Source organism: Streptomyces yangpuensis, assembly GCF_024666385.1.
In the GTDB taxonomy this organism is placed as follows: domain Bacteria; phylum Actinomycetota; class Actinomycetes; order Streptomycetales; family Streptomycetaceae; genus Streptomyces; species Streptomyces yangpuensis.
Window position 1 is genome coordinate 869,327 of record NZ_CP102514.1, and the last position, 26,089, is coordinate 895,415.

Genomic DNA, 26,089 nt, shown 5'->3' on the forward strand with positions numbered 1-26,089 from the left:
GCGTCCCTGCCTGCCGCACCCGCACCCGCATCCGCATCCGCATCCGCACCTGCGTCGCGTACGTCGTCGTCGCTGCTCACGATGTGTTGCCGCTCCTGATCACCCGTTGCTCCGATGCCGGGGAAATCCTACGGCGAGACACCGCCCGGCTCCGCTGTGCGAAGATCGGGACTGTCTCTCGCCGTACCCGGCATACGCCCACCCCGCGCATGCGCGAGCGGCGTACACGGATACAACGTCGCACCCAAAAGGAGCGTGCCCATGTCCCAGAATCCGATCGCCGAGACCATCGCCTCGCTGATGCCCCGCGCCAAGCAGGAGCTGACGGAGCTGGTGGCCTTCCAGTCGGTGGCGGACTGGGCGCAGTTCCCGAAGAGCGAGAGCGAGGCCGCGGCGAACTGGGTGGCCGACGCCCTGCGTGTCGAGGGATTCCAGGACGTGGCGCTGCTCGACACCCCCGACGGCACCCAGTCGGTGTACGGCTTCCTGCCCGGCCCCGAGGGCGCGCCGACCGTGCTGCTCTACGCGCACTACGACGTGCAGCCGCCGCTGGACGACAGCGCCTGGGTCTCTCCCGCCTTCGAACTGACCGAGCGTGACGGCCGCTGGTACGGGCGCGGTGCGGCGGACTGCAAGGGCGGGTTCATCATGCACCTGCTGGCGCTGCGGGCCCTGAAGGCCAACGGGGGTGTGCCGGTGAGCGTGAAGGTCATCGTCGAGGGCTCCGAGGAGCAGGGCACGGGCGGTCTCCAGCAGTACGCGGAGGCGCACCCGGAGCTGCTGGCCGCCGACACCATCGTCATCGGCGACGCGGGCAACTTCCGCCTCGGCCTGCCGACGGTGACCGCCACCCTCCGCGGCATGTGCCTGCTCAAGGTGAAGATCGACACGCTGGGCGGGAACCTGCACTCCGGCATGTTCGGCGGGGCCGCGCCCGACGCGCTGGCCGCGCTGATCCGCGTACTGGACTCGCTGCGCGCCGCCGACGGTTCGACGACCGTGGACGGGCTCGCCGCGGACGCGGTGTGGGAGGGCCTGCAGTACCCGGAGGCGGATTTCCGCGCCGACGCGAAGGTCCTGGACGGCGTCGAGCTGATCGGCGACGGCACCGTCGCCGACCGGCTGTGGGCCCGTCCGGCCGTCACCGTTCTCGGCATCGACTGCCCGCCGGTGGTCGGCGCGACGCCGTCGGTGCACGCGAGCGCGGGCGCGCTGGTCAGCCTGCGTGTCCCGCCGGGCGTGGACATCGCCGCGGCCGTCAAGCTGCTCCAGGCCCACCTGGAGGCGCACACGCCGTGGAAGGCGCGTCTCGAACTGGAGCTGGTCGGCCAGGGCCAGCCGTTCCAGGCGGACACCGACAGCCCGGCGTACGCGTCGATGCGCGCGGCCCTGGAGACCGCGTACCCCGGCCAGGAGATGCAGATCAGCGGCATGGGCGGGTCGATCCCGCTGTGCAACACGCTGACGTCGCTGTACCCGCGGGCGGAGATGCTGCTGATCGGGCTGAGCGAGCCGGAGGCGCAGATCCACGCGGTCAACGAGAGCGTGTCGCCGGAGGAGCTGGAGCGCCTGTCGGTGGCCGAGGCCCTCTTCCTCGTCAACTACGCGGAGTCCAAGCGCGTCTGATCCGGGCCGCCGCCCGCCGCTCCGGGTACGCCCGGTGCGCAGTGCCCAGTGGGCAGTGCGCCCTGGGCGTACTCCGCTCACGGTGAAGTCCCGAGCGTGCGGCGGCGGGCCGCCCGTACGTTCGCCGTATGGATCTTGTCGAAGTACTCCCGAACCGGCTCCACATGCTCCGCTTCCCCATCGGCCAGGCCTATCTCTGGCAGGACGGTGAAGCCCTGACCCTCGTCGACGCGGGCCATGCCGAAGCCGCCGCGGAGATCGAAGGGGCGATACGTTCGCTCGGGCTGCGGCCCGGGCGCCTGGAGCGGATCGTGCTCACGCACTGCCACCGCGACCACGTGGGCGCGGCCGGGGAGCTCGCGTCCCGCTGGGGCGCGCGGGTGCTCGCGCACCGGCTGGACGCTCCGGTGATCCGGGGTGAGCGGCCCGTGCCCGAACCGGTGCTCCTGGACTGGGAGATCCCGCTGTACGAGCACGGCCTGACCGTGCCCGGGGCGCCGCCCACCCGGGTGGACCGCGAGCTGGAGGACGGGGACGCGCTGGGCTTCGGGGACGGGGCGTACGTCGTGCACGCCCCGGGCCACACCCACGGCAGCATCGGCATCCATCTCCCGCACCACGGCGTGCTGTTCGCGGGGGACTGCATCGCCGCCGTCGGTCCGCTGATGCTGGGCGTCTTCAACGTCGACCGCGGCCGGGCGGTCGAGTCCTTCCGCCGGCTGGCCGGGCTCGGGCCGTCGGTCGCCTGCTTCGGCCACGGCGATCCCCTGACGGTGGACACCGCGCCCGCCCTGGCGAAGGCCGCCGCCGAGACGCCCGCCTGAGACCGGGCGAGTGAGCCGAAGGGGCGCGCCGGGGGGTGGGGGCGAACGGAGCGCGCGACAGGAGAGCCCCCTCAGCCGGTGGGGACGCCCGCCTCCAGGTAGAGGGGGCGGGCGCGCTCCCGGGCGCGCAGCGCCCAGCGCAGCCGTTCGTATCGGTGCTGCGGCAGCAGCTCGGCGGCCTCGGCCTCCGTCACGAAGCGCCAGGCCCGCAGCTCGGGGCCCGGCAGCCGGAGGCGGGCGGCCGCCTCGCCCGAGAGCCGGCCGCCGTCGAAGAGCAGGCGCAGGCCTCCGTAGCCGGGGGGCTGCGGGCGTTCCCAGTCGATCACGAGGAGTCCGGGGGTCCGGTCCAGTACGAGGCCCAGTTCCTCCGCCACTTCCCGTACGGCGGCGCCGGCCGGGGCCTCGCCCGTTTCGACGACGCCGCCCGGGAACTCCCAGCCCGCCTTGTACGTCGGGTCCACCAGCAGCACCCGGTCCTGCTCGTCGAAGAGCAGCACCCCGGCGGCCACCGTCTCCCGCGTGGGCTCCGGGGTCTGCACGATGTCGCAGACCCGGGCGGTCTCGGAGCGGACGGCTTCGGCGATCCTCTCGGCGGTCTCCCGTACGGTCAGGAGCCCGTTGTCGATGACGTGCGCGTCGCCGGTGAGCCAGCCGAGGGCCTCCTGGTAGACGGGGATGTGGTCGTAGGCCCACTGCCGGACGCGCAGGTCCACGTCCTCCGGTGCGCCGGGCTCGACGCGGGTCGCGATCCGCTCCCGAAGGATCGTTTCAGCAGGAGCGAGCAGGACGTGCCGCACCGGTATCCGCCGCGCCGCCAGCCCGCCGAAGATCTCGTCCCGGTAGTCCTGGCGCAGCAGCGTCATCGGGACGACGAGCACCCCGCCCACCTCGGCGAGCATCGCCGCGGCCGTGTCCACGACCAGCCGCCGCCAACTCGGCAGGTCCTGGTAGTCGGTGACCTCCGCCAGCCGTTTGGGCGGCAGCAGCACCCGCAGCGCGTCGCCGACGAGTTCCGGGTCGAACAGGGTGCTGTCCGGAAGGATTCCGGTCAGTTCACGGGCCGTGCTGGTCTTCCCGGCGCTGAACGTGCCGTTGATCCAGACAATCACGTCTACCCCTCTCCCCATGGCTCGTCCGGAGCCCCCAGTGGCCTGCCCGCCCCACCCTGCCACGAAAACCTCACTATCCGGCCGAGTGCTTATGCTCGAGGTCCCGAGCCCGCACGCTCGCCCGAGTACCAGGGAGGATTCACGACCGTGCCCCACAACCGCCGCACGTCCGACCCCCGCTACGGCAACCGGCCGACCATGAAGGACGTGGCGGCCCAGGCGGGCGTCGGCCTGAAGACGGTGTCCCGCGTGGTCAACGGCGAGCCGGGCGTCACCCCGGAGACGGAGAGGCGGGTCCGGGCGGCCATCGAGGCCCTGGGCTTCCGCCGCAACGACAGTGCCCGCGTGCTGCGCAAAGGCCGCACCGCCACCGTCGGTCTGGTGCTGGAGGACCTCGCCGACCCCTTCTACGGACCGCTGAACCGGGCCGTGGAGGAGGTGGCCCGCGCGCACGGGGCACTGCTCATCAACGGCTCCAGCGCCGAGGACCCCGACCGGGAGAGGGAGTTGGCACTCGCGCTGTGCGCCCGCCGGGTGGACGGGCTGATCGTGATCCCGGCCGGGAACGACCACCGCTATCTGGAGCCGGAGATGCGGGCGGGCGTGGCCACGGTGTTCGTGGACCGGCCGGCCGGCCGGATCGACGCCGACGTGGTGCTGTCGGACAACTTCGGCGGGGCCCGCGGCGGTGTCGCGCACCTGATCGCGGGCGGCCACCGCCGGATCGGCTTCATCGGGGACCACCCCCGCATCCACACGGCGACGGAACGCCTGCGCGGCTACCGCGCGGCCATGGCGGAGGCGGGCCTGCCGGTGGCCGGATCCTGGGTCTCGCTCGGCTCGACGGAACCGGGCCGGGTCGCGCCGGCGGCGAGGGCGATGGTCACGGGCCCGGAGCCGGTGACCGCCGTCTTCGCCGGCAACAACCGCGTGACGGTCACCGTGGTGCGGGTCCTTGCCTCCCTCCGGCGCCCGGTGGCCCTGGTCGGCTTCGACGACTTCGAACTGGCGGACCTGCTGCGGCCCGGTGTCACGGTGGTCGCCCAGGATCCGGCGGCCCTGGGCCGGGTGGCCACGGACCGCCTCTTCCAGCGTCTGGCGGGAAGCGTGCTCACCCCGACCCGTACCGAACTCCCCACCCGCCTCGTCCCCCGCGGGTCGGGCGAACTCCCTCCGGCGGACTGACCCTCACCGCCCGCGAGAGCGGCGGCCCGGGTGGTTCACCCGGGCCGCGCTCGCGCCGTGCGTCAGGCGGTGGCCGTCAGGGTGGCCGAGCGGCGCGGGATCGCGAAGGCGTCGAGTTCGGCGCGGGTCAGGCCGGTCAGGGCGGTGACCTCGTCGGCGCCGACGGCGCCGCAGTCGAGGCCGCGGACCAGGTAGCCGGCGAGGGCCTTGGCGGTGGCGGGCTCGTCCATCACGTCGCCCTCGATCTTGGCCACGTACGCCTTCAGGCGGGCGGCGGCGGCTTCGAGGCCCTCGCGGTAGAAGGTGAAGACGGCCGCGTAGCGGGTCGGCAGGTGCGCCGGGTGCATGTCCCAGCCCTGGTAGTAGGCGCGGGCCAGGGCGCGGCGGGTCAGGCCGTAGTGGAGCTTCCAGCCCTCGTGGACCTTCTCGGTGGTGCCGATCGGCAGCACGTTGGTGGAGCCGTCGGACACCCGTACACCGGTGCCCGCGGCCGCGACCTGCATGATCGCCTTCGCGTGGTCGGCGGCGGGGTGGTCGCTGGCCTGGTAGGCGGCGGAGACACCGACGCAGGCGCTGTAGTCGAAGGTGCCGTAGTGCAGGCCGGTGGCGCGGCCCTTGGAGGCCTCGATCATCCGGGCGACGGTGGCGGTGCCGTCGGAGGCCAGGATGGACTGGCTGGTCTCGATCTGGATCTCGAAGCCGATCCGGCCCGGGCGCAGGCCGCGGGTGGTCTCGAAGGCCTCCAGCAGTTTGACGAAGGCGCTGACCTGCTCGGCGTAGGTGACCTTCGGGAGGGTCAGGACGAGGCCCTCGGGCAGGCCGCCGTGCTCCAGCAGACCGGAGAGGAAGATGTCGGTGGTGCGGATACCGCGGTCGCGGACGTTGGACTCCATGCACTTCATGCGGATGCCCATGTACGGCGCGTTGGTGCCGTTGGAGAAGGCTTCCGAGACGAGGCGGGCGGCACGAGCCGCGGCCTGGTCCTCCTCCTCGTCGGAGCGGACGCCGAAGCCGTCCTCGAAGTCGACGCGGAGGTCCTCGACGGGCTCGCGCAGCAGCTTGGCGCGGACGCGGTCGTAGACCGGTACGGCGAGTTCGTCGGAGATGCCGAGGATCTCGGCGAAGGTGGCGGCGTCCGGGGCGTGCTCGTCGAGTGCGGCCAGGGCCTGGTCGCCCCAGGAGCGGATGGTGCCGGCGGCGAAGACGTCACCGGGTACGTAGACCGTGTGGATGGGCTGCCGGGTGCCTGGGTCGCCCGGGTAGTGGCGCGCGAGCTCCGCGTCCACCGGCGCGAGGGAGGCGCTGATGCCCTCGCTGACCGCGCCGGCGAGGCTCGTCGCCACCTTCTCCTGCTGACCCATCGTGCACTCTCCTTTTTCCGCTTCACGGAAGCTTAGATCCGCATAGCAGAATTTAGTCACGCGGTTCCGCTCCGTCAATGGTCCCCCGGCCGCCTGGGGCAAACGACTCGGGGCCGTGCGGTGAGAATCACCACACGGCCCCGAGGAAGCGGCGCTACGGAGAGAAGCGCAGGTCAGGCGGTCAGCCCTTGCGCGCCTTGATCTCCGCGGTCAGCTGCGGGACGACCGCGAAGAGGTCGCCGACCACGCCGTAGTCGACGAGGTCGAAGATCGGGGCCTCGGCGTCCTTGTTGATGGCCACGATGGTCTTCGAGGTCTGCATGCCGGCCCGGTGCTGGATCGCGCCCGAGATGCCGGAGGCGATGTAGAGCTGCGGGGAGACCGACTTGCCGGTCTGGCCGACCTGGTTGGTGTGCGGGTACCAGCCGGCGTCGACGGCGGCACGCGAGGCACCGACGGCCGCGCCGAGGGAGTCCGCGAGCTCCTCGATGATGCCGAAGTTCTCGGCACCGTTGACACCACGGCCGCCGGAGACGACGATCGCGGCCTCGGTCAGCTCGGGGCGTCCGGTCGACTCGCGCGGGGTACGGCCGGTGACCTTGGTGCCGGTCGCCAGGGCGCCGAAGGTGACGGCGAGCGCCTCGACGGCGCCGGCGGCCGGGGCGGCCTCGACCGGGGCCGAGTTCGGCTTCACGGTGATGACCGGGGTGCCCTTGGAGACACGGGACTTGGTGGTGAACGAGGCGGCGAAGGCCGACTGCGTCGCGACCGGACCCTCGTCACCCGCCTCCAGGTCGACGGCGTCGGTGATGATGCCGGAGCCGATGCGGACGGCCAGGCGCGCGGCGATCTCCTTGCCCTCGGCGGAGGACGGGACGAGCACGGCGGCCGGGGAAACGGCGTCGTAGGCGGCCTGCAGCGCGTCCACCTTCGGTACGACGAGGTACTCGGCGAACTCGGGGGCGTCGGCGGTGAGGACCTTGACCGCACCGTGCTCGGCGAGCACGGCGGCGGTGGCGTCGCCGCCGGCGCCCAGGGCGACGGCGACGGGCTCGCCGATGCGGCGGGCGAGCGTCAGCAGCTCGAGGGTGGGCTTGCGGACGGCGCCGTCCACGTGGTCGACGTAGACGAGAACTTCAGCCATGGGACTGCTCTCCTGCGATTGCGAAGTGTCTGGGGGCTACTGAGGGGTGGCCGAAGCTCTTAGATGAACTTCTGGCCGGCCAGGAACTCGGCCAGCTGCTTGCCGCCCTCGCCCTCGTCCTTGACGATCGTGCCGGCGGTGCGGGCCGGGCGCTGCGCCGCGGAGTCGACCGCGGTCCAGGAGCCTTCCAGGCCGACCTCGTCGGCCTCGATCTCCAGGTCCTCCAGGTCCCAGGACTCGACCGGCTTCTTCTTCGCGGCCATGATGCCCTTGAAGGACGGGTAGCGGGCCTCGCCCGACTGGTCCGTCACCGAGACGAGCGCGGGCAGGGAGGCCTGCAGCTGCTCGCTCGCGCTGTCGCCGTCACGGCGGCCGGTCACGGTGCCGTCCTCGACCTTGACCTCGGAGAGCAGGGTGGCCTGCGGAACGCCCAGGCGCTCGGCCAGGATCGCCGGGAGGACACCCATGGTGCCGTCGGTGGACGCCATGCCCGTGATGACCAGGTCGTAGCCGGCCTTCTCGATGGCCTTGGCGAGCACCAGCGAGGTGCCCATGACGTCCGTGCCGTGCAGGTCGTCGTCCTCGACGTGGATGGCCTTGTCGGCGCCCATCGACAGCGCCTTGCGCAGCGCGTCCTTGGCGTCCTCGGGGCCCACCGTCAGCACGGTGATCTCGACGTCGTCGTCCGAATTCTCTGAGATCTGCAGCGCCTGCTCGACGGCGTACTCGTCGAGCTCCGACAGCAGGCCGTCGACGTCGTCACGGTTGACGGTCAAGTCCTCGGTGAACTGCCGGTCGCCGGTGGCGTCGGGCACGTACTTCACACAGACAACGATCCTCAGGCTCACGCCGGCTCTCCTACCGCATCGTCTTTTCGTGTACCGCCTTATGCAGGCAGCATAGGCGCCTTCTCGGGCGGATCCCGATCGGGGCGGGCCACGCTCCGAAGGGAATGTTACTCGTCAGTACACCTTGGGTCCCACCCTGTCGCAAGGTCGGCGAACTGTGATCTGCCCAACGCCGCCCGACCCGCCCCAGCAGGGACGATTCAGTCACGCAGCGCGTTGAAGCGCCCCTGGTGGTACAGCAGGGGACGGCCCTCTCCGGCCGGATCACCCACGACCGCCTGAGCGATGATCACACGGTGCTCCCCGGCGGGCACCCTCGCCACCACCCGGCAGACCAGCCACGCCAGCACGCCGTCCAGCACCGGGACCCCGTGCGGGCCGGCGGCCCAGCCGGTGTCCGGCCCGAACCGGTCGGCCCCGCTGCGTGCGAACAGGCCCGCCAGCTCCCGTTGGTGCTCGCCGAGTATGTGCACGCCGAGGTACTCGCTGTCGCGCACCGCGGGCCAGCTGGAGGCCCCGGTGCCGATGGTGAAGGACAGCAGCGGCGGGTCCGCGGAGACGGAGTTCAGTGAGGTGGCGGTGAAGCCCACCGGGCGGCCGCCGTCCCGGGAGGTGATCACGGCGACTCCGGCGGCGTGCTGCCGGAAGACGGAGCGCAGCAGGTCGGGCGAGCCGGGACGGCCGGCGCCGGCGAAGGGGGGAACGGCCGTCGGGACCGTCGGGACCGTCGGGACGGTCGGAGCACTCATCGGGGTTCTGCCTTCTGCCTCAGGACACGCGGGCACAGTCGGGATCAGGGCCGGGGCGTTCGGTGATCCGGACAGCGCGCGCTCGCGTGGCGGACGAGGTCCACATGGACCCGTCCGTGGAGCAGGAGTTCATACCGCATACGGTCAGCGTGGCGATCTCCCGTGGACCCAGTCAAGCGGGATCGGGCAGATGTCAGACGCGTCACGCGGTGTGCGGGCGTGCACACCGGCGCGTGCGGCCCTCCGGCCACGGCCCGGGGGCCGCCGCCGGACCCACCGCTCGTCGTACGGCGGCGCCGCGTCCCTGGCAGGCTCCTCGTCATACGGCGGCGCCGAGCGCGGCGATCACGTCGACCTTCCGGGGCATGCCGGCCGCCCGCCGCACGATCCGGCCGGCCGCGTCCAGTACGAGCACGGTCGGGGTCTTCTCGATCCCCAGCGCCCGCACCAGGTCGAGCCGCTCCTCGGCGTCGATCTCGACGTGCGCGACGCCCTCGACCATCCCCGCGACCTCGGCGAGGATCCGCCGCGTGGCCCGGCAGGGCTGGCAGAAGGCGCTGGAGAACTGCACCAGGGTGGCCCGGCGGCCCGGCCGCGCGCCCAGTTCCGAGAGATCCAGGAACCGCGGCACCCCGCGGCCCGCGTCGGCCTGTCCGCGGTCCGGCCCGTCTTCCCGCCCGTCTTCCCGCCCGAGCACCCGCACTCCCCTCACACCGCCGCCTTCGTCCAGGCACATGATCGTCGTACGCTCGTACGTGGATGGGACACCCGACGGGGCCCGGACATTCCCGGCGTGACGAGAATCTCCCCGGGCAGGGGCGTCTGGACTGGCCAGCGGCCCTCGTTTGGGGCACCATCCCCAATGGTCGCGTACCTACGCTTCCGTAACTTCCGGCCGGGAGCACCTCCCCAGGCAGAAAGCGGGTCTCCCGATGGCTGAGTTCGTCTACCCCCCGGTGATCGGCGCCGCGCACGGGCTGTTCCGCGCGCTGGACATCCGCATCGACATGAAGGGCACCGAGAACATCCCCCGCAAGGGCGGTGCGGTCCTGGTGTCGAACCACATCGGCTACCTCGACTTCATCTTCGCCGGCCTGACCGCGCGGCCGCAGAAGCGCCTGGTGCGCTTCATGGCGAAGGAGTCGGTGTTCCGGCACAAGGTGTCCGGTCCGCTGATGCGCGCGATGAAGCACATCCCGGTGGACCGCCAGCAGGGCGAGACGGCGTACCAGCACGCGCTGGACTCGCTGCGCTCCGGTGAGATCATCGGCGTCTTCCCCGAGGCGACGATCTCCCAGTCCTTCACCCTGAAGAGCTTCAAGTCGGGTGCGGCGCGTATGGCGCAGGAGGCCGGCGTTCCGCTGATCCCGGTGGCGCTTTGGGGTACGCAGCGCCTGTGGACCAAGGGCCGTCCGAAGAACCTCAAGCGCAGCCACATCCCCGTGACGCTGCGGGTCGGCGAGCCGATCGAGGCCCCCACCGACCAGTACGCGGGGGCGATCACGCGGCGGCTGCGCGAGCGCGTGCAGGAGCTGCTGGACGCGGCCCAGCGCGCCTACCCGGAGAAGCCGCGGAGCCCCGAGGACAGCTGGTGGCTGCCGGCCCACCTGGGCGGTACGGCGCCGACCGCGGCCCAGGTCCGCGAAGCGGGCTGAGCCGGCCTGTCCCACCGGCCCGTCCCACCGTCCCCGGCCGCGGCTCAGGCCGGGTGGGTCCGGCCGCCGTCGGCCGCGGCGCGGGGCGGTCCGCAGGGAGCGTTGACACACTGCCACCGCGGCTCCTCCGGGCGGTGCTTCCCGTGGTCGGAGCCGCCCTTGCCGGGGGGACCGCACGGGGCGGTGACGCACTGCCACCGCGGCTCCTGGGGACCGTGCTTCCCGTCGTGCGAGCCGCCCTTGCCCGGACGCTTCTTGCCCCACGTGCCGTCCTTCTGCCCGGCGCCGCGGTGGTTCCCGCCCGGTGTCTCCTTCTCCGCCACGACAGCGTGCGGGGCCGCCTGCGGCGCGGCGAACGCGGTCGTGGGGACCACGGCTCCGGCGGCCAGGGCGGTGGTGGCCGCGAACAGGGCCAGGCGCAGCGTGCGGAGGGGTTGGGTCATGACGGTTCTCCTCGGACGAGGGAGCGAAGCGGACACCTCCAGTACGCCCCGCCGCTCGCCGCCCGTCACGCCCCCGCATCCCGTGGCTTGACACCCCCTACAGCGCGGTCGGCAGCCTGCGCCACAGGTCCTCGCGGTCGGCGGACTCCTTCAGCGCCGCGAGCACGGCCGGGTGCGGGGCCGCGTACAGCTCGGGGTGGTCGGCCTCGCCCAGCTCCGGGCGGACGGGGAAGGCCAGGCGTTCCTCGACGAGGTCGAAGCGCGCGTCCACCCCGGGCCTGTTGCCGCGCGGGTCGAGCCGGCTCCAGCGTGCGGCTCCGGGCAGGCGCAGGGCGATCAGCCCGTGGACGAGCGGGTGCGAGCCGTCGTCGTCGGCGAGGCGCTGGTAGCACAGCCCGGCCGGGATCCCCTGGGCGCGCAGCAGGGCCACCAGGGCGTGGGACTTCGCGTGGCAGATGCCGTTGCGCGTGCCCAGCACGTCGGAGGCCCGCCAGGCGACCCGCGGGTCGCCGGAGTCGGCCGAGTGCGGGATGTCGTCGCGAACGAACTCGAAGGCGGCCCGGGCGTATGAGTATGCGTCGCCGGTGGTGGACCAGAGGCGATCCGCCGCTTCCAGCACCACGGGATGCCAGTGGTCGATGGCCTCGTCGGAGGCCAAGTACGTGAAAAGGTCGGGGCTTTGCGGGATCAGCTGCATGGCCCGGAGCATAGGTGTGCCACCCCTCGCGAATCAATCATTTTGCGATGGGTGGCATACCTATGCGGTTGCGTGGAGGGGCTTGCGACTAGCGGGCCAGCTCCTCCTTCAGGGCCTGGAGGAAGCCGTCGACGTCCTCCTCCTGGGTGTCGAAGCCGCACATCCAGCGGACGTCGCCCGCTGCCTCGTCCCAGAAGTAGAAGCGGTAGCGCTTCTGCAGACGCCGGGACACCTCGTGCGGCAGCCGTGCGAACACCGCGTTCGCCTGCACCGGGTAGAGGATCTCCACGCCGTCGGTCTCACGGACGCCGGCTTCGAGCCGCCGAGCCATCTCGTTGGCGTGGCGGGCGTTGCGCAGCCACAGGTCCTTGGCGAGCAGCGCTTCCAGCTGCACCGACACGAAGCGCATCTTCGACGCGAGCTGCATCGACATCTTGCGGATGTGCTTCATCTGCCGGGCCGCGTCCGGATTGAGCACGACGATCGCCTCGCCGAACATCATCCCGTTCTTGGTGCCGCCGTAGGACAGCACGTCGACGCCGACGGTGTTGGTGAAGGTGCGCATCGGCACGTCGAGCGAGGCCGCGGCGTTGGCTATCCGGGCGCCGTCGAGGTGGACCTTCATGCCGAGCCCGTGGGCGTGCTCGCAGATGGCCTTGATCTCGTCCGGCGTGTAGACCGTGCCGAGCTCGGTGTTCTGGGTGATCGAGACGACCTGCGGCATCGCGCGGTGCTCGTCCTCGAAGCCCCAGGCCTCCTGGTCGATCAGCTCGGGCGTGAGCTTGCCGTCCCGGGTGGGTACGGCGAGCAGCTTGAGGCCGGCCATCCGCTCCGGCGCGCCGCCCTCGTCCACGTTGATGTGGGCACTCTTGGCGCAGATCACGGCGCCCCAGCGGTCGGTCATCGCCTGGAGGGCGGTGACGTTCGCGCCGGTGCCGTTGAAGACCGGGAAGGCCTCCGCGTACGCACCGAAGTGGCTGCGGATGATCTTCTGCAGGTGCTCAGTGTACTCGTCCTCGCCGTAGGCGACCTGGTGGCCGCCGTTGGCCAGGGCAAGGGCCTCCAGGATCTCCGGGTGGACCCCTGCGTAGTTGTCGCTCGCGAAACCGCGTACCGCCGGATCGTGGTGGCGGCGGGCATCGGTCTTCACGGTTGCGGAGTGAGCCACAGACGCTGTCCGTTCACATCGATGGCGGGCCGCTCCCACACGCCGGCGATGGCCTCGGCCAGCTCCTTCACGTCGGTGAAGCCCGCGAACTTCGCATTGGGACGCTCGGCGCGCATCGCGTCGTGCACCAGTGCCTTGATGACCAGGATCGCAGCTGCCGCGCCGGGACCCTCGTCACCCCCCGCCTTGCGGAAGGAGTCCGCCATGGCGAGCGTCCAGGCCTCGGCGGCCGCCTTGCCCGCGTTGTACGCGGCGTTGTTGGCGACCGGCTTGTGCGCGCCGGACTGGCTCACCAGGACGTAGCGCCCGCGCTCGCTGCGCAGCAGCCCGTCGTGGAAGGCGAGCGAGGTGTGCTGGACGGTGCGGATGAGGAGCTTCTCCAGGAAGGCCCAGTCGGCGAGGTCGACGTCGGTGAACGTCTTGCTGCCGCGCCAGCCTCCGACGAGGTGGACCAGTCCGTCGACCCGCCCGAACTCCTTCTCGGTCTGCTCGGCCCAGGCCTTGGTGGCGTCCAGGTCGAGCAGGTCCACGGTGTCACCGGTGATGGTGGCGCCGCCGTGGGCGTAGCGGGCCGCGTCCACGGCCTCCGCGAGCCGGGCCGGATCGGCGTCGGACGCGACGACCACCGCTCCCGCCTCGGCGAGGCGGAGCAGGGCGGCGCGGCCTGCGGGCCCGCCGGCCCCGGCCACCGCCACCACCGCTCCGCTCAGCTTTCCGTTGCCGTTCCCGGAGCCGTTCATCTGTGCAGCCTCCTGTGGGCGAGAGCTCACGCGGCGACTCGCTCGGCCTGCTCCGCGTTCTGGGCGGTGATGCCCTTGGTTGCCGCGATCGTGCTCTTGAGCTTCTTGGCGAGCGCCTCAAAGAACATGCTGAGCGGAAACTCGTCCGGAAGCACGTCGTCGACGAGCTTGCGCGGCGGCTGCGTCAGGTCGAGGGCGTCGGCGCCCTTGGCCCACTTGGACCCCGGGTGCGGGGCGAGGTAGGTGGAGACGAGCTCGTAGGCCTTGAACCAGTGGACCAGCTTCGGGCGGTCGATGCCGGCCCGGTAGAGGTCCTCGATCTCGGCGCAGAGCTGGTTGGTGACCTGCGGGGCGCGCATCCAGTCGATCTTCAGCTTGTTGTCCGTCCAGCGCACGACGTCGTGCTTGTGGAGGTACGCGAAGAGCAGCTGGCCGCCGAGACCGTCGTAGTTGCGGTTGCGGTCGCCGGAGACCGGGAAGCGGAACATCCGGTCGAAGAGGACGGCGTACTGCACGTCACGGCCGTGCTCGTTGCCCTCGGACTCCAGCTTCACGGCCTCCTTGAAGGCGGTGAGGTCACAGCGCAGCTCCTCCAGGCCGTACATCCAGAACGGCTGGCGCTGCTTGATCATGAAGGGGTCGAACGGCAGGTCGCCGTGGCTGTGGGTGCGGTCGTGGACCATGTCCCACAGGACGAAGGCCTTCTCGCAGCGCTCCTGGTCGTCGACCATGCGGGCGATGTCCTCGGGCAGGTCGATGCCCAGGATGTCGACGGCGGCCGCGGTCACCTTGCGGTAGCGGGCAGCCTCACGGTCGCAGAAGATGCCGCCCCAGGTGAAGCGCTCGGGGGCCTCGCGGACGGCGATGGTCTCCGGGAACAGCACGGCGGAGTGCGTGTCGTAGCCGGGGGTGAAGTCCTCGAAGGTGATGCCGAGGAAGAGCGGGTTGTCGTAGCGCGTGCGCTCCAGCTCGGAGAGCCACTCGGGCCACACCATCTTCAGCACGACGGCCTCGAGGTTGCGGTCCGGGTTGCCGTTCTGCGTGTACATCGGGAAGACGACGAGGTGCTGCAGGCCGTCGGCGCGCTCGGCGGCCGGGTGGAAGGCCATGAGGGAGTCGAGGAAGTCCGGCACACGGAAGTCGTCCGCGACCCACTTGCGCAGGTCGGCGACGAGCGCCTCGTGGTACGCGGTGGCGTGCGGGAGCAGCGGGGACAGCGTCTCGACGGCGCCGATCACGCGCTCGACCGCGGCCAGGACGGTGGCGCGGGCGTGCTCGCCCTCCGCCTCGAAGTCGATGGAACCGTCAGCCGCCTGCCAGGGGCGGATCTCCTCCACGGCGGCCTTGAGCTCGGGCCACGCAGGGTGGTCGACCACCCGCGCCCCAGCGGATATCACGGCACCGCCGACGCCCGGCACAAGAGTTTCCGTCATGTCACTTCCTCCACAGGAGAACCTCACGTCCGCACAGCGTATGCGCGCGAGGCTCTCCTACTCAAGAGGCGATTCGGGAAATTATCCTGCGCCACCCCCCGCTTCACCGAAAGTCTTCCCGTTCTTCAGGGTGGAACTGATAGCTCCGCCCAGTCGCGCCAAGGCTTCACATGCCTGGGGCAGTACCCCCGCCAGTCCCAGGAAGCCGTGGAACATGCCGGGGTGGCTGTCCAGAACCGACCGGATCCCGCTCCGTGTCAGCCGACGGTGGTAGCCGCGGCCGTCGTCCAGCAGCGGATCGCAGCCGGCGACCACCAGGTGAGCGGGCGGCAGCCCGGCGGGGTCCGCGCGCAGCGGGGAGGCCAGCGGGTGCCGGCCGTCAGCGCCGGGGCCGAGGTACTGCTCCCAGAACCAGCGCATGTGCGCGGCGGTCAGGAAGCAGCCCTCGGCGGCGCTCCGGTACGACCCGCTGTCCTGGGCGGCGTCCAGCGCGGGGTAGGCCAGTGCCTGGAGCGCGACGGCCGGTCCCCCGCGCTCCCGGGCCAGCAGCAGCGAGGCGGCCGCCAGGTTGCCGCCCGAGCTGTCCCCGGCCACGACCAGGGCGCCCGGATCGCCGCCCAGCTCGGCCACGTGGGCGCCGGCCCAGCACAACGCGGCGTGGGCGTCCTCCACGGCTGCCGGGAAGCGGTGCTCGGGGGCCCTGCGGTAGTCCACGGAGACCACGACCGCGCCGGCCGCCCGGGTCAGGTGGCGCGCGAGGGTGTCGTGGGTGTCCAGGTCGCACAGGACCCATCCCCCGCCGTGGCAGAACACGACGGTCGGCCGGGGCCCGGGCCACCGCCCGGGACCGGGCCGGTAGATCCGTACGGGTACGGGCGGGGCGCCGGGCGGCCCGGGGACGGTCCGGTCCGCCACGGCCCCGACGCGCGGCGGGCCGGCGGACGGGCGCGGCGCGGCCGCGAGGATCCGCCGGGCCTCGTCGGCCCGGGTGACACCGCGGCCGAGGTCCGGGAAGGCGGCCGCGAGGGCGTCGGCGTACGGCAGCGCGGCCGGGTCCAGACGGTTGCGGGCGGCGGACGGCCCGGGCTCCGGACGGGCGGCCATCACAGGCTCCGGAAGTGCGGGATGACCTTCTCGCCCCACTGGCGCAGGGTCTCCATACACGCTTCCTGCTCGACCGTGCCCATCTGGATCAGGCACATGATCTCGTCGGCCCCGGCCGCGCGGAGCCGCTCCACGTACGCGATGGCGTCGTCGGCGGTCCCGTAGGCGTGGTCGGCGTTGAAGGTGGCCGTCGAGGCCGGCCGGACCGGGATGTCCAGCTCGTGGAGGCGTGCCACCACCTGCTCGGCGGCCCTTCGCATCTCCCCCACCTCGTCGGCGCCCGCGACCACGGCCTCGTCCGGGACGCCCGCACCGCCGTACCAGTGGCCGATGGACTGGGCGAAGAAGCGCTGGCCCCGGATCCCGATCCGCCGTGCCTGCTCGCCGTCGTCGAGCACGATGGTCGGGCACAGGACGCCGAAGTGGTCGTTCACCACCGTGGACACGAAACGGCTCCCGTCGCGTCCGGCGATCGCGGCGTCGTAGACGGACCGCATCTGCGCGATCGAACCGGGTCCGGCGAAGCCCATCACCAGCGCCCCGATGCCCAGTTCGGCCGCCTGGACCAGGGTCTCGCTCCGGCTGCACGCCAGGAACAGCGGCGGGTGCGGGGTCTGCCGCGGCCGCGGCAGGATGGGGTGGGGGTCGATGTCGATCAGTTCACCGTGGTACTCCAGCTCCTCCTCCTGCCATGCCCTGCCGATGATCCGCAGGGCCTCCTCGACCTCTGCCGCGGTCCGCTCCTTGTCCACTCCGCACAGCGAGGTCTCCTGTGCGGTGCCGCCGCGCCCGGCGCCGAGGTCGAGGCGCCCGCCGGAGAGCAGGTCGAGCATGGCGGCCCGCTCGGCCACCCGCACCGGGTGGTTGAAGTTGAAGGGCATGCACACCACGCCGTGCCCGATGCGTATGGTGCGCGTCCTGGCCGCGACGAAGCTCAGGAACACCTCCGGGGCCGACATGTGGGCGTACCACTTCAGTGAGTGGTGCTCCACGGCCCAGATCCGGTCGAATCCCATGCGCTCGGCGAACACGGCCTGCTCGACGCAGTCGTGGATGAGCCGGTGTTCCCGTTCGACGGTCGGGTCGGCCAGCTGGGCCTCGAAGATGACGGAGAATTTCACGGTGCCTCCAGGGTTGCGTCCCGTGCCCGGTCCTACTTCAATGCGCAATATGACTAGTAGTCATATGTCGAAGAAGCAAGACCTTCCGCCGACCGCGTGGGCCGTCCTCGGCCTGCTGTCCTTCCCCGGTGAGCGGACCGGCTACGAGCTGAAGAAGTGGGCGGACTCCTCACTGCGCTTCTTCTACTGGTCGCCCGCCATCAGCCAGATCTACGCGGAACTGCGCCGTCTGGAGGAACTCGGGTACGCGTCCTCCGCGCGCTCGGGACCCGAGGAGGCACGGGCCAAACGCCGCTACGCCATCACCGCGGCCGGACGCGAGGCCCTGTCCGGCTGGGCCGCCGACACCACGGAGGCCGGCCCCCCGGTGCTCAAGCACGGGCTGCTGCTGCGGGTCTGGCTCGGCCATCTGGCCGAACCGGCGCGGCTGCGCGCGATGGTCGGCGAGCACCTGGAGCGCACCCGGCAGGAGCTGGCCGCCGTACGGGATGCGGCGCAGGAGGCGGCCGGGGTGCCGGAATGGGCCTTCCCGGCCCTGGCGCTGCGCTGGAGCGAGCGCCAGCACCTGGCTGAACTGGAGCTGGGCGAGGCCCTGTTGGCCGACCTGGCGGAACTCTCCCCGCAGGGCGGGACGGCGGGGCGTCAAGCCGGTGGGGACGCGCCCACGCCCGGGTGACGCGGCAGGGCCGCGGGAGGCCGTCCGGGGGCGCACAACCCTGGCGGGAAGCGGTCGGTGACGCTTCGGCAGGGCCGTGCACGCACGGTCCCTATCCACGAGCGGCGCACTAGCATGCGACCTCATCGCGCGCGGCCGGTCGGGACACCGCGACCGCGCGGGGAGCCGCCGTCGACGGAAGCGAGAGAACCTTGACTTTCCTCACCATCGGTCACCGCGGGGTCATGGGTGTCGAACCGGAGAACACCCTGCGGTCGTATCTCCGGGCGGAACGCTCCGGCATGGACGCCATCGCCCTGGACCTCCGGCTGAGCAAGGACGGCGTCCTCGTCGCCGTGCACGACCCCGAGGTGGACCGGACCACCGACGGCTCGGGAGCCGTGGCCGACCTGACCCTGGCCGAGCTGCGCGGACTGGACGCCGGTCAGGGCGAGCGCGTGCCGGTGTTCGAGGAGGTGCTGGACGCGGTCCGGTCGCCGCTGCAGGTGTCGGTGGAGGACCGGGCGGCGGCCGGGGCGCTCGCGGAGCTGGTCCTGCGCCGCGACCTGGTCTCCCGGGTGGAGATCGCCTCCGCGGACGAGGCGGTGCTCGCCGAGGCGGCCCGCCGGGTGCCGGGCGTGCGGACCGCCCTGTTCGTGGAGTCCTTCGGCGGCGGCACCGAGGCCGTCGTGGGCCGCGCGCTGGCCGCGGGCGCGGCGACGGTCGCCCTGGACATCCACCGGATCTCACTGGAAGGGGTGGAGGCGGCGCACGCGGCGGGCCTGCGGGTGACCGGCCTGGCGGTCAACACGCTGGACCAGCTGCGGCTGGCGCGGGCGCTCGGACTTGACGGCGTGACCACGGACTTCCCGGAGATCCGCAGCACGGGCCGCTTCACCGCCTGAGCGGCGGAAGGACCTCAGAGCGGCTTGACGAGGAGCTCGAAGGCGAGGTCGTCGCGGAGCGGGATGCCGAAGCGCTCGTCGCCGTACGGGAAGGGGCTCAGCTCGCCGGTGCGCCGGTAACCGCGGCGCACGTAGTAGGCGATGAGCTCCTCCCGCACGTTCACCACCGTCATCCGCATCTCCGCGGCGCCCCATGTGTCGCGGGCGCGGCGCTCCGCCTCGGCGAGGATCTCCTTGCCGAGGCCGGCGCCCTGGAGTCCGGGGCGGACGGCGAACATCCCGAAGTAGGCGTGGTCGCCGCGGTGTTCGATGTGGCAGCAGGCGACGAGCTCGCCCGCGCGCTCGACGACGAGGAGGACGCCGTCCCGGCCGGCGATGACGGCGCGGACCCCGTCCGGGTCGGTGCGCTGCCCGTCCAGGTAGTCGGCCTCGGTGGTCCATCCCGCCCGGCTGGCGTCCCCCCGGTACGCGGACTCCACGAGCGCCACCAGTTCCGGTACGTCCGCCTCGACGGCGCTGCGGAAGCTGAGGGCTGCGGGCTGGGCGGTCGACATGGGCGCTCCGTTCGGTGCGGTGGCATATGACATGCCTGGGACGGCGGGGAGAGCCTATCCCGGGGCCGCGTGAGCACTGTGTGAGGAGGGCATCTTTCCCGGTGACGCCGACGAACCGGGAGGTTCCGCCGTGCACGGATCCGCCGCGTCCCTGTCCGCCGTCCTCTCCTCCTGGCTGCTGGTGCTCCTGTGCGCGGTGAGCGGCGCGTACTGCCTGCGGCGGGCGCACGGGTGGGGCGGGGCCGCCGCCGGGGAAGCGGTGATGGGGTTCGGCATGGCGCTGATGGCGGTACCCCTCGGGGGCGGCGGTGCGTGGCGGCAGCCCGTGCTCGGCGTGGTCTTCTGCGCCGCGGCTCTGCACGCCCTGTGGCTGCTGCGGGGCGGGGCGCACCACGCCCACCACCTCGTGGGGTCGCTGGCGATGGTCTACATGACCGCCGCGACGGTCTCCGGGGGCGGCCACGGGCGCGGCGCGGGGCTGCCGCTGCTGACCGGGAGCCTCCTGCTCTACTACGCCGGCTACGTGGTGCTCGGCGGGACGCGGCTGCTCACCGCGGGCGGTCCGGTCCCCGCGCACGGCGGGTCCACGGAGCTCGTCAGGGCCTGCCGACTCGCCATGGGAATGGGGATGTTGGCCATGCTGCTGTCGATGTGACGGCGCCCGCGAAACGTGTCCTGCGTCACCAATGCCCCCCTCTCATACCCGCAGGTAGCCGCTCGCTCATAGGCTGGTGGCCATGATGGTCCCCGCCGCCCTCCTTGTGCTCGGCGCCCTGACCGCGCTGCTCGCTCCCCGTCTGCTGGCCCGGGCCCAGTGGCCCGAACGGGAGCCGGTCGTGGCCCTGTGGGTGTGGCAGTGCGTCGTCGGCGCGGTGCTGCTGTGCTTCGGACTGTCCATGCTGCTGAGCGCCGCCGCGGCCTGGCAGGCGGTCCGGGGCCGGCTCTTCGCCGCCGCCCCGCACGGGGTGGTCGACGCCTACGCCCTCGGCACCTCCGAGGGCCCCTGGCCCGCCGTCACCGCCCTCGCCCTCGCGGGCGGCGCCCTGTGGACGGCGGCGATGCTGACCGGCGAGGTGCTGCGGGCGCGGGCCCGGCGGCGCGCGCAGGGCAGCGAACTGCTGGAGCGGGCCCCGCTGCTGCCCGGGGAGGATCCCGCGGCCGCACGGCTCGTCGTACTGGAGGGTCCGCGGCCGGACGCCTGGTGGCTGCCGGGCGCGGCTCCGCAGCTGGTGGTCACGACGGCGGCGCTGGGCCGGCTCAAGGGCAGCCAGCTGGACGCCGTGATGGCCCACGAGCAGGGCCACGCGACGGCCCGGCACGACTGGCTGCTGCACTGTTCGCGGGCGCTGTCCCGGGGCTTCCCGCAGGTGCCGGTCTTCGCCGCCTTCGAGGCGGAGATGCACCGGCTGGTGGAGCTGGCCGCCGACGACATGGCCTCGCGGCGGTTCGGCCGGCTGACGGTCGCGCTGGCGCTCGTCGGACTCAACGAGGACCGCGGGGTGTTCGCGGCCTCCTCGGCGCCGGAGGCGCACGTCCCGCAGCGGGTGCGCAGGCTGCTGTCGGCACCGCCCAGGCTCTCGCCGGGCCGCCGGCTGCGGCTGACGGCACTGGCCACGCTGGTGCCCGCGATCCCCCTGCTCGTGGCCTTCGTACCGGGGCTGAGCGCGCTGACGTAGTGCGCGCGGCGCCGTCCGCCCGGCGCCGGATGCAAGGATCGCCCTATGCGGAACGATCTATTTCGTTGGGTGGGGATCGGCTGCGCACTGCTCGTGGCGGTACTGACCGCCCTGGTGGTGGCGGGCTGGCAGCCCCTCCTGACCTACGACGAACGGGTGGCGCGGGACCTGCACGCCCACGCCGTCACCCATGCCGGGGTCACACGCTCCATGCGGGTGCTGTCCGACTGGGTCTGGGACCCGTGGACCATGCGGGTGCTGGCCGCCGTGGCCTTCTTCCTGCTGTGGCGGCGCGACGAGCGCGAGCGGGCCCTGCGGGTGGCGCTGGCCGTGGTGGCGGCGGCAGTGGTGCAGCAGGGGCTGAAGGCGGCGGTGGGGCGGGAACGTCCGGTGTGGACGGACCCGGTGGACTCGGCGCACTTCGCGGCCTACCCGTCCGGCCACGCGATGACGGCGACGGTGGTGTGCGGGATGCTGCTGTGGCTGATGCCCCGCCCGGCCCCGGGGTGGGCCCCGGCCGCCTGGGCCGCGGCGGCCGTCACGGTGCCCGGTGTCGGCTTCACCCGGCTCTACCTCGGCGTGCACTGGTTCTCGGACGTGCTGGGTGGCTGGCTGCTGGGCACCGCCATGGTGGTCCTCGCGGCATCGGTGTGCGTCGGCGGCCGCAGACCCGTCCGGCGGCCGCAGGAACGCTGAGGGTCCCGGGGCCGGCCGCCCCGGGGCCGATCGGCGTACCCGCCTCATCGTTTCTGCGGTGAACCCCGTCGGCCGACCGAGCGAGCGGGCCGCCGCGCGGGCGGGCCCGCGCCGCTGCCGACGCCCATCGTGGAGCCGCGATCCGAGCGAGGGAGGCCCGATGGCGGACGCGAAGGGTGAGCCACCGGCCGGGAAGGGATGGCTGGGGCAGGCGAAGGGCTGGCTCCGCGTCCGGATGCCGTTCAGCGCGTCCCGCGTGGAGATGGGCCCGTGGGAGCAGAAGGAAGGACTGCGGGCGAGGATCTCCGAGCTGGAGGCCATCCTGGACGCCCTGTTGACACGGGCGTCGGCCGACCCCGACCGGCGCGATCTGGCACCCGCCTACGCCGAGAAGGCCGTCGAGGGGCTCCGTCAGGCCCGGTCGGTGCTCGAGCACCACTCGCATCCGCGCGTACGGCGGGCCGCGCACCTCGGGGTCGCCCAGTCGCACCTCGACACGACCTTGAACCTCATGGTCTGGATGGCGTCCGGCGACGACATCAAGGCGCTGCTCCCGCAGATGCTGGCGCTGATCGACGAGCACTTCGCGGCCGACGACCCGCGGCGCATCCGGGCGGCTGAACTGGCACGGAAGATCCAGCACGACGAGCTGGATCCGAACACGCCCGCCGCCGCCCTCACCCCGAGCGAGCGTGCTTTCCTCGCCGAGACGGTCAGCCACGCCAGACGGCTCCTGCGCAGGGAGACCCTCCGCGTGCGCAGCTTCGTGTGGATCACCGCCTCCGTGACCGGAGCCCTGTTCCTGGCCGCGACCGCGGTCGCGGTGATGACCTTCGCCTGGAAGAACGCGATCCCGCTGTGCTTCACACCTGAGAGCGGGGGCGAGTACGAGGTGGTGTGCCCGACGTTCAGCGCCGACACCGGCAGGACGCCGCCGACCACCGCCATGATCGCCGACACGGCACGGAAGTACGACTACATCGCGGTCGAGACCGTGGGCATCGTGGCCGCGGCCATCGCGTCCGCCGCGAGCCTGCGCCGGATCAGGGGGACCGCCCTGCCCTACAACGTGCCGGTCGTCCTCGCCCTGCTGAAGCTGCCGACCGGAGCCCTCACCGCTCCGCTGGGCCTGCTCCTCATGCGCGGCGGTTTCGTTCCGGGCCTCAGTGCGCTGGACTCCACGGCCCAGATCATCGCGTGGGCCATCATCTTCGGCTACTCCCAGCAGCTGTTCACCAAATTCGTGGACAGCCAGGGGCAGGCCGTTCTGGACGCCGTCCGCGGTCCGAACGGCGTGGCGACGACCCCGCAGTCCTGAGGCCGGGACCCGGATTCCGGCGCACTTCCGGGCCCTTGGAGCCGGGGCGGGCCGGTGAGTGGCGTGGCCTGCCCTGGATGATCCCCCGTGTCACCCAGAGCAGGCGACCCCGTGCGCTGAGTATATTGGCCGTGAGCCAGTCAACGCAGGAGTAAGCATGTCCCCGCGCAGCGCATCGGTCAATGAAGAATTGCGCAGACGTTCCCGGGAGCGGCTGCTGCGGTCCACGGTGGAACTCGTCGCCGAGCGCGGCTACGAGGCGACGACCCTCGGCGACATCGCCGACCGGGCGGGCGCGGCCCGCGGCCTGGTCTCGTACTACTTCCCGGGCAAACGGCAGTTGCTGCAGTCGGCCGTGCACCGGCTGCTGCACCTCACCCTGTACGCCGCGCTGGAACGGGAGCCCCGCAGCGAGGACGGGCGCGAGCGGCTGGCGCGGGCCATCGACGCGATCCTGGGCCTCGCCCGGGACGAACCGCTGCTGATGCGGACGCACATGGCGGGCATCCTCACGGCCGAGGGCTTCGTGCAGTGCCCGGAGCAGCAGCGGCTGGCCGAGCTGCTCCGGGACACCCTCGCCCGGTACGGCTCGCGGGACGTGGACGCGGACTACCCGCTGCTGCGCGCCCTGCTGATGGGCGCGGTGGTGGCGGTGCTGCTGCCCGGGGCCCCGATGCCGGCCGCCCGGCTGCGGGCGGAGCTGTTCCAGCGCTACGGGCTGGACTGGAACCTCGGTGTTCCGCCGGACGGCGGGCCGCCCGGCGGAACGTTCCCCTCACACCTCTGACCTCACGCGGTTCAGCGGTACTCGGGCTGGGTCTGTACGTTCAGCCGGTCCAGGCGGACCCGCTTGGCGCTGTCGGTGCGCTTGTCGTCGAGCCGCAGCACGTCGAGGCCCTTGGCGATGTCGTTCGAGTAGATGTGCCCGTTGTAGTAGTACGCCGACCAGGACCCGCCGAGGCCCAGCCGGTCCGTCGTCAGCGGTCCCCGCTCGAAGTAGGCGATCTCCCTGGGGCGGGACGAGTCGGTGAACTCCCACACCGAGACGCCGCCCTGGTACCAGGCCTGCACCATGATGTCGCGGCCGCCGCCGACCGGGATCAGCGAGCCGTTGTGGGCCACGCAGTTCTCGGTGTCGGCCTGGTGGCGCGGGATCTTGAAGTAGCTGCGGAAGACCAGCTTGCGCTGGTCGCCGCGGCCGGTGATGTCGTAGATCCCGTCGGCGCCCCGGTCGGGGCCGGTGGCCTCGTTGCAGGTGGCGCCGCCACCGCCGCCGAGTTCGTCGGTGAACACCACCTTGTTCGCACGCTCGTTGAAGGTGGCCGAGTGCCAGAACGCGAAGTTCACGTTGTCCTGCACCCGGTCGATGACGCGTGGCTGCTCGGGCCTGCTGATGTCGAAGAGGATGCCGTCGCCCATGCAGGCTCCGGCGGCCAGATCCTTCGAGGGCAGCACGGTGATGTCGTGGCAGCCGGTGGTCTTGGAGACTCCGGGGTTGGTGGGCGCGCCCGGGTTGCCGCCGTCGGGGAAGAGCACCGGGAAGGCGACGACCGCCGCCTCGGTCGGGTTCTTCTTCGGGACCTTCACCACGGAGATGCCGTCGTGCGGCGGCTTGCAGTCGGGGAAGGCCTCGTTCGGCGAGTAGGAGGCGACGTAGAGGTAGATGTCCTTGCGGCCCGGGACGAGGGTGTGGGTGTGGGAGCCGCAGGCCGTCTCGACGGACTTGATGTACCTGGGATTCTTCTTGTCCTTGATGTCGAAGATCTTGATGCCCTCCCACGAGGACTTCTCCGTGGCGGGCTGCGAGACGCTGTTGCAGGAGTCGTCGCTGCGCGAGGAGTCGGTGGAGAGGAAGAGCAGGTCGCCGTCGACGGAGATGTCGTTCTGCCCGCCGGGGCAGAGCACCTCGGTGATCTTCTTGGGCGCCTTGGGGTCGGCGATGTCGTAGATCGTGAAGCCGTTGTAGTTGCCCGCGTAGGCGTACCGGCCCTGGAACGCGAGGTCCGAGTTGATCACGGTGGGATCGGTGGAGGGGATGTTGGCCAGGGGCTTGATGTTGGCGCTGTGCACGATCTCGTCCTGGCCGGGGATGTCGCCCGGGGCGAGTTCCGGGCCGTCGAGGGTGCTCGCGCCCTGGTGGTTGCCGTGGCCGGGGTGTAAATCGCCGGGGTCGGGGGTGGCCGCCGCCGGTCCGGCCGCGAGGAGGGTGGTGAGGAGACCGGCCGCGACGACGGCCACCCCCACCCTCCTGCTGCCCGCTCTCCTGGTGCGAAGTGAGGTCACTGTGCCTCCCATGGGAGCCCGATCGGTTCCGTCCGCAGGGGAACGGAACCAGGACCCCGGCAGTATCTTCCCTTCATGGACATGGCAAAAGACCTCCGGGGCCGCGAGACCTTGTCCGTGCGGCCCCTCCGGTTCGCCGCGGTGATGGCGACCGCCTGCCTCCTGCTGACGCTCACCGCCTGCCAGGACGACGGAGCGGACCGGGCCGAAGACGGGCGGCCCGCGATCGTCGCGCCGGGCAGACCCGGCGAGACCTCACGCACCCTCACCCCCGAACAGGCCGCCCGGGCGAAGCCCGACGACAGCCCCAACGCCGCCGACCACGCCTACGTGCGGCGGATGATCGAACACCACCGGCAGGCCCTGACGATGAGCGCACTGGCCCCCGAACGGGCCGCGGCGGAGCCGGTCAAACGGCTGGCGGAACGGATCACGGCCGCCCAGAAGCCCGAAATCGGCGCCATGCAGAAGTGGTTGGACCGTCATCCGGCACCGCCGGCGGGCTCCGGCACGGCCGCCTCCGGGCACGGACACGACCACGACCACGGCTCGATGCCGGGCATGGCGACCGCGCAGCAGCTCGACGAGCTGACCGCGGCCCGGGGCGCCGACTTCGACCGGCTCTTCCTGAAGCTGATGACCACCCACCACGAAGGGGCCCTGACGATGGCGGGCGAGGCGCTGGCCGGCGGGAACAACGTCGCCGTCGAGGAGATGGCCAACGAGGTGGTGGCCACCCAGAGCGCCGAGATCCACCGGATGCGCACGATGGGCTGACCGGCGGGCGGGCCGGTG

Annotated in this window: 27 protein-coding genes; 12 read left to right on the forward strand and 15 right to left on the reverse strand. The window is 72.2% G+C overall.

Annotation, left to right across the window (positions count from 1 at the left end):
• Positions 1-261 precede the first annotated feature (261 nt).
• Together NRK68_RS04080 and NRK68_RS04085 are read left to right on the forward strand one after the other, a co-directional pair.
• On the forward strand, positions 262-1,626 hold the full coding sequence (locus tag NRK68_RS04080; RefSeq protein WP_183067986.1) for a dipeptidase: 1,365 nt from the start codon (positions 262-264) through the stop codon (positions 1,624-1,626).
• Between the two features lie 128 nt (positions 1,627-1,754).
• Positions 1,755-2,450: an MBL fold metallo-hydrolase gene (locus tag NRK68_RS04085; protein WP_183067987.1), complete on the forward strand. Its 696-nt coding sequence runs from the start codon at positions 1,755-1,757 to the stop codon at positions 2,448-2,450.
• A 71-nt stretch (positions 2,451-2,521) separates the two neighbouring features.
• Here NRK68_RS04085 and NRK68_RS04090 read toward each other — a convergent pair whose 3' ends face one another.
• Positions 2,522-3,559, reverse strand: a complete 1,038-nt coding sequence (locus NRK68_RS04090) for an NUDIX hydrolase (RefSeq protein WP_183067988.1) — start codon at positions 3,557-3,559, stop codon at positions 2,522-2,524.
• 198 nt (positions 3,560-3,757) lie between these two features.
• Here NRK68_RS04090 and NRK68_RS04095 point away from each other — a divergent pair, with 198 nt between their 5' ends.
• Positions 3,758-4,744, forward strand: a complete 987-nt coding sequence (locus NRK68_RS04095) for a LacI family DNA-binding transcriptional regulator (protein ID WP_257857760.1) — start codon at positions 3,758-3,760, stop codon at positions 4,742-4,744.
• Between the two features lie 62 nt (positions 4,745-4,806).
• Here the strand turns inward: NRK68_RS04095 and NRK68_RS04100 are convergent, their stop codons facing one another.
• The 5 genes from NRK68_RS04100 to NRK68_RS04120 all read right to left on the reverse strand — a co-directional run bounded on the left by NRK68_RS04100 (position 4,807) and on the right by NRK68_RS04120 (position 9,549).
• Positions 4,807-6,105 carry a DUF6986 family protein gene (locus NRK68_RS04100; RefSeq protein WP_183067990.1) on the reverse strand — a complete coding sequence of 433 codons (1,299 nt, stop codon included), beginning with the start codon at positions 6,103-6,105 and terminating at the stop codon, positions 4,807-4,809.
• 181 nt (positions 6,106-6,286) lie between these two features.
• Positions 6,287-7,249: an electron transfer flavoprotein subunit alpha/FixB family protein gene (locus NRK68_RS04105; RefSeq protein ID WP_257854965.1), complete on the reverse strand. Its 963-nt coding sequence runs from the start codon at positions 7,247-7,249 to the stop codon at positions 6,287-6,289.
• Positions 7,250-7,308: 59 nt separating this feature from the next.
• Positions 7,309-8,097: an electron transfer flavoprotein subunit beta/FixA family protein gene (locus NRK68_RS04110; RefSeq protein WP_046778035.1), complete on the reverse strand. Its 789-nt coding sequence runs from the start codon at positions 8,095-8,097 to the stop codon at positions 7,309-7,311.
• 200 nt (positions 8,098-8,297) lie between these two features.
• The gene (locus NRK68_RS04115) at positions 8,298-8,846 is read right to left on the reverse strand and encodes a flavin reductase family protein (RefSeq protein ID WP_183067991.1); all 549 of its coding nucleotides are present in this window, start codon (positions 8,844-8,846) and stop codon (positions 8,298-8,300) included.
• A 319-nt stretch (positions 8,847-9,165) separates the two neighbouring features.
• Positions 9,166-9,549: a TlpA family protein disulfide reductase gene (locus NRK68_RS04120; protein ID WP_373024384.1), complete on the reverse strand. Its 384-nt coding sequence runs from the start codon at positions 9,547-9,549 to the stop codon at positions 9,166-9,168.
• 229 nt (positions 9,550-9,778) lie between these two features.
• Between NRK68_RS04120 and NRK68_RS04125 the strand changes: the two genes are divergently transcribed.
• A complete protein-coding gene (locus NRK68_RS04125; RefSeq protein ID WP_183067993.1) occupies positions 9,779-10,501 on the forward strand; it encodes a lysophospholipid acyltransferase family protein in 723 nt (240 codons plus the stop codon).
• 44 nt (positions 10,502-10,545) lie between these two features.
• On the opposite strand, the gene NRK68_RS04130 is transcribed toward NRK68_RS04125, so the two are convergent.
• From NRK68_RS04130 to NRK68_RS04160, 7 genes are all read right to left on the reverse strand, one after another.
• Complete coding sequence (locus tag NRK68_RS04130) at positions 10,546-10,944, reverse strand: hypothetical protein (protein ID WP_183067994.1); 399 nt, start codon at positions 10,942-10,944, stop codon at positions 10,546-10,548.
• Positions 10,945-11,041: 97 nt separating this feature from the next.
• Positions 11,042-11,641 (reverse strand): transglutaminase-like domain-containing protein, encoded by a 600-nt coding sequence (locus tag NRK68_RS04135; protein WP_183067995.1) that lies wholly within the window; start codon positions 11,639-11,641, stop codon positions 11,042-11,044.
• Positions 11,642-11,729: 88 nt separating this feature from the next.
• Entirely contained in the window at positions 11,730-12,791 is a 1,062-nt protein-coding gene (locus tag NRK68_RS04140) for a threonine aldolase family protein (RefSeq protein WP_183067996.1), read from the reverse strand.
• Positions 12,788-13,549, reverse strand: coding sequence for an SDR family NAD(P)-dependent oxidoreductase (locus tag NRK68_RS04145; protein ID WP_046778031.1), 762 nt, complete (start codon positions 13,547-13,549; stop codon positions 12,788-12,790). Before NRK68_RS04145 ends, NRK68_RS04140 begins: the two co-directional genes overlap by 4 nt.
• A 26-nt stretch (positions 13,550-13,575) precedes the next feature.
• Complete coding sequence (locus NRK68_RS04150) at positions 13,576-14,982, reverse strand: DUF6421 family protein (RefSeq protein ID WP_183067997.1); 1,407 nt, start codon at positions 14,980-14,982, stop codon at positions 13,576-13,578.
• 81 nt (positions 14,983-15,063) lie between these two features.
• Entirely contained in the window at positions 15,064-16,086 is a 1,023-nt protein-coding gene (locus NRK68_RS04155; RefSeq protein WP_257854974.1) for an alpha/beta hydrolase, read from the reverse strand.
• Entirely contained in the window at positions 16,086-17,207 is a 1,122-nt protein-coding gene (locus NRK68_RS04160) for an LLM class flavin-dependent oxidoreductase (protein WP_257854976.1), read from the reverse strand. Before NRK68_RS04160 ends, NRK68_RS04155 begins: the two co-directional genes overlap by 1 nt.
• Before the next feature lie 49 nt (positions 17,208-17,256).
• Here NRK68_RS04160 and NRK68_RS04165 point away from each other — a divergent pair, with 49 nt between their 5' ends.
• A complete protein-coding gene (locus NRK68_RS04165; RefSeq protein WP_257854977.1) occupies positions 17,257-17,883 on the forward strand; it encodes a PadR family transcriptional regulator in 627 nt (208 codons plus the stop codon).
• Between the two features lie 191 nt (positions 17,884-18,074).
• Entirely contained in the window at positions 18,075-18,767 is a 693-nt protein-coding gene (locus NRK68_RS04170) for a glycerophosphodiester phosphodiesterase (RefSeq protein WP_183068001.1), read from the forward strand.
• A 14-nt stretch (positions 18,768-18,781) separates the two neighbouring features.
• Here NRK68_RS04170 and NRK68_RS04175 read toward each other — a convergent pair whose 3' ends face one another.
• Entirely contained in the window at positions 18,782-19,321 is a 540-nt protein-coding gene (locus NRK68_RS04175) for a GNAT family N-acetyltransferase (RefSeq protein WP_183068002.1), read from the reverse strand.
• 130 nt (positions 19,322-19,451) lie between these two features.
• Here NRK68_RS04175 and NRK68_RS04180 point away from each other — a divergent pair, with 130 nt between their 5' ends.
• From NRK68_RS04180 to NRK68_RS04200, 5 genes are all read left to right on the forward strand, one after another.
• Positions 19,452-19,976 (forward strand): DUF5134 domain-containing protein, encoded by a 525-nt coding sequence (locus tag NRK68_RS04180; RefSeq protein WP_257854979.1) that lies wholly within the window; start codon positions 19,452-19,454, stop codon positions 19,974-19,976.
• Positions 19,977-20,058: 82 nt separating this feature from the next.
• Entirely contained in the window at positions 20,059-20,997 is a 939-nt protein-coding gene (locus tag NRK68_RS04185) for a M56 family metallopeptidase (RefSeq protein WP_183068004.1), read from the forward strand.
• Positions 20,998-21,042: 45 nt separating this feature from the next.
• Positions 21,043-21,693: a phosphatase PAP2 family protein gene (locus NRK68_RS04190; protein WP_257854981.1), complete on the forward strand. Its 651-nt coding sequence runs from the start codon at positions 21,043-21,045 to the stop codon at positions 21,691-21,693.
• A gap of 160 nt (positions 21,694-21,853) precedes the next feature.
• Positions 21,854-23,011: a hypothetical protein gene (locus tag NRK68_RS04195; protein WP_183068006.1), complete on the forward strand. Its 1,158-nt coding sequence runs from the start codon at positions 21,854-21,856 to the stop codon at positions 23,009-23,011.
• Between the two features lie 157 nt (positions 23,012-23,168).
• A complete protein-coding gene (locus tag NRK68_RS04200; RefSeq protein ID WP_183068007.1) occupies positions 23,169-23,798 on the forward strand; it encodes a TetR/AcrR family transcriptional regulator in 630 nt (209 codons plus the stop codon).
• Between the two features lie 11 nt (positions 23,799-23,809).
• Here NRK68_RS04200 and NRK68_RS04205 read toward each other — a convergent pair whose 3' ends face one another.
• The gene (locus tag NRK68_RS04205) at positions 23,810-25,306 is read right to left on the reverse strand and encodes an LVIVD repeat-containing protein (protein WP_257854983.1); all 1,497 of its coding nucleotides are present in this window, start codon (positions 25,304-25,306) and stop codon (positions 23,810-23,812) included.
• 69 nt (positions 25,307-25,375) lie between these two features.
• On the opposite strand from NRK68_RS04205, the gene NRK68_RS04210 reads away from it, so the two are divergent.
• Complete coding sequence (locus tag NRK68_RS04210) at positions 25,376-26,071, forward strand: DUF305 domain-containing protein (RefSeq protein ID WP_373024386.1); 696 nt, start codon at positions 25,376-25,378, stop codon at positions 26,069-26,071.
• Positions 26,072-26,089 lie beyond the last annotated feature (18 nt).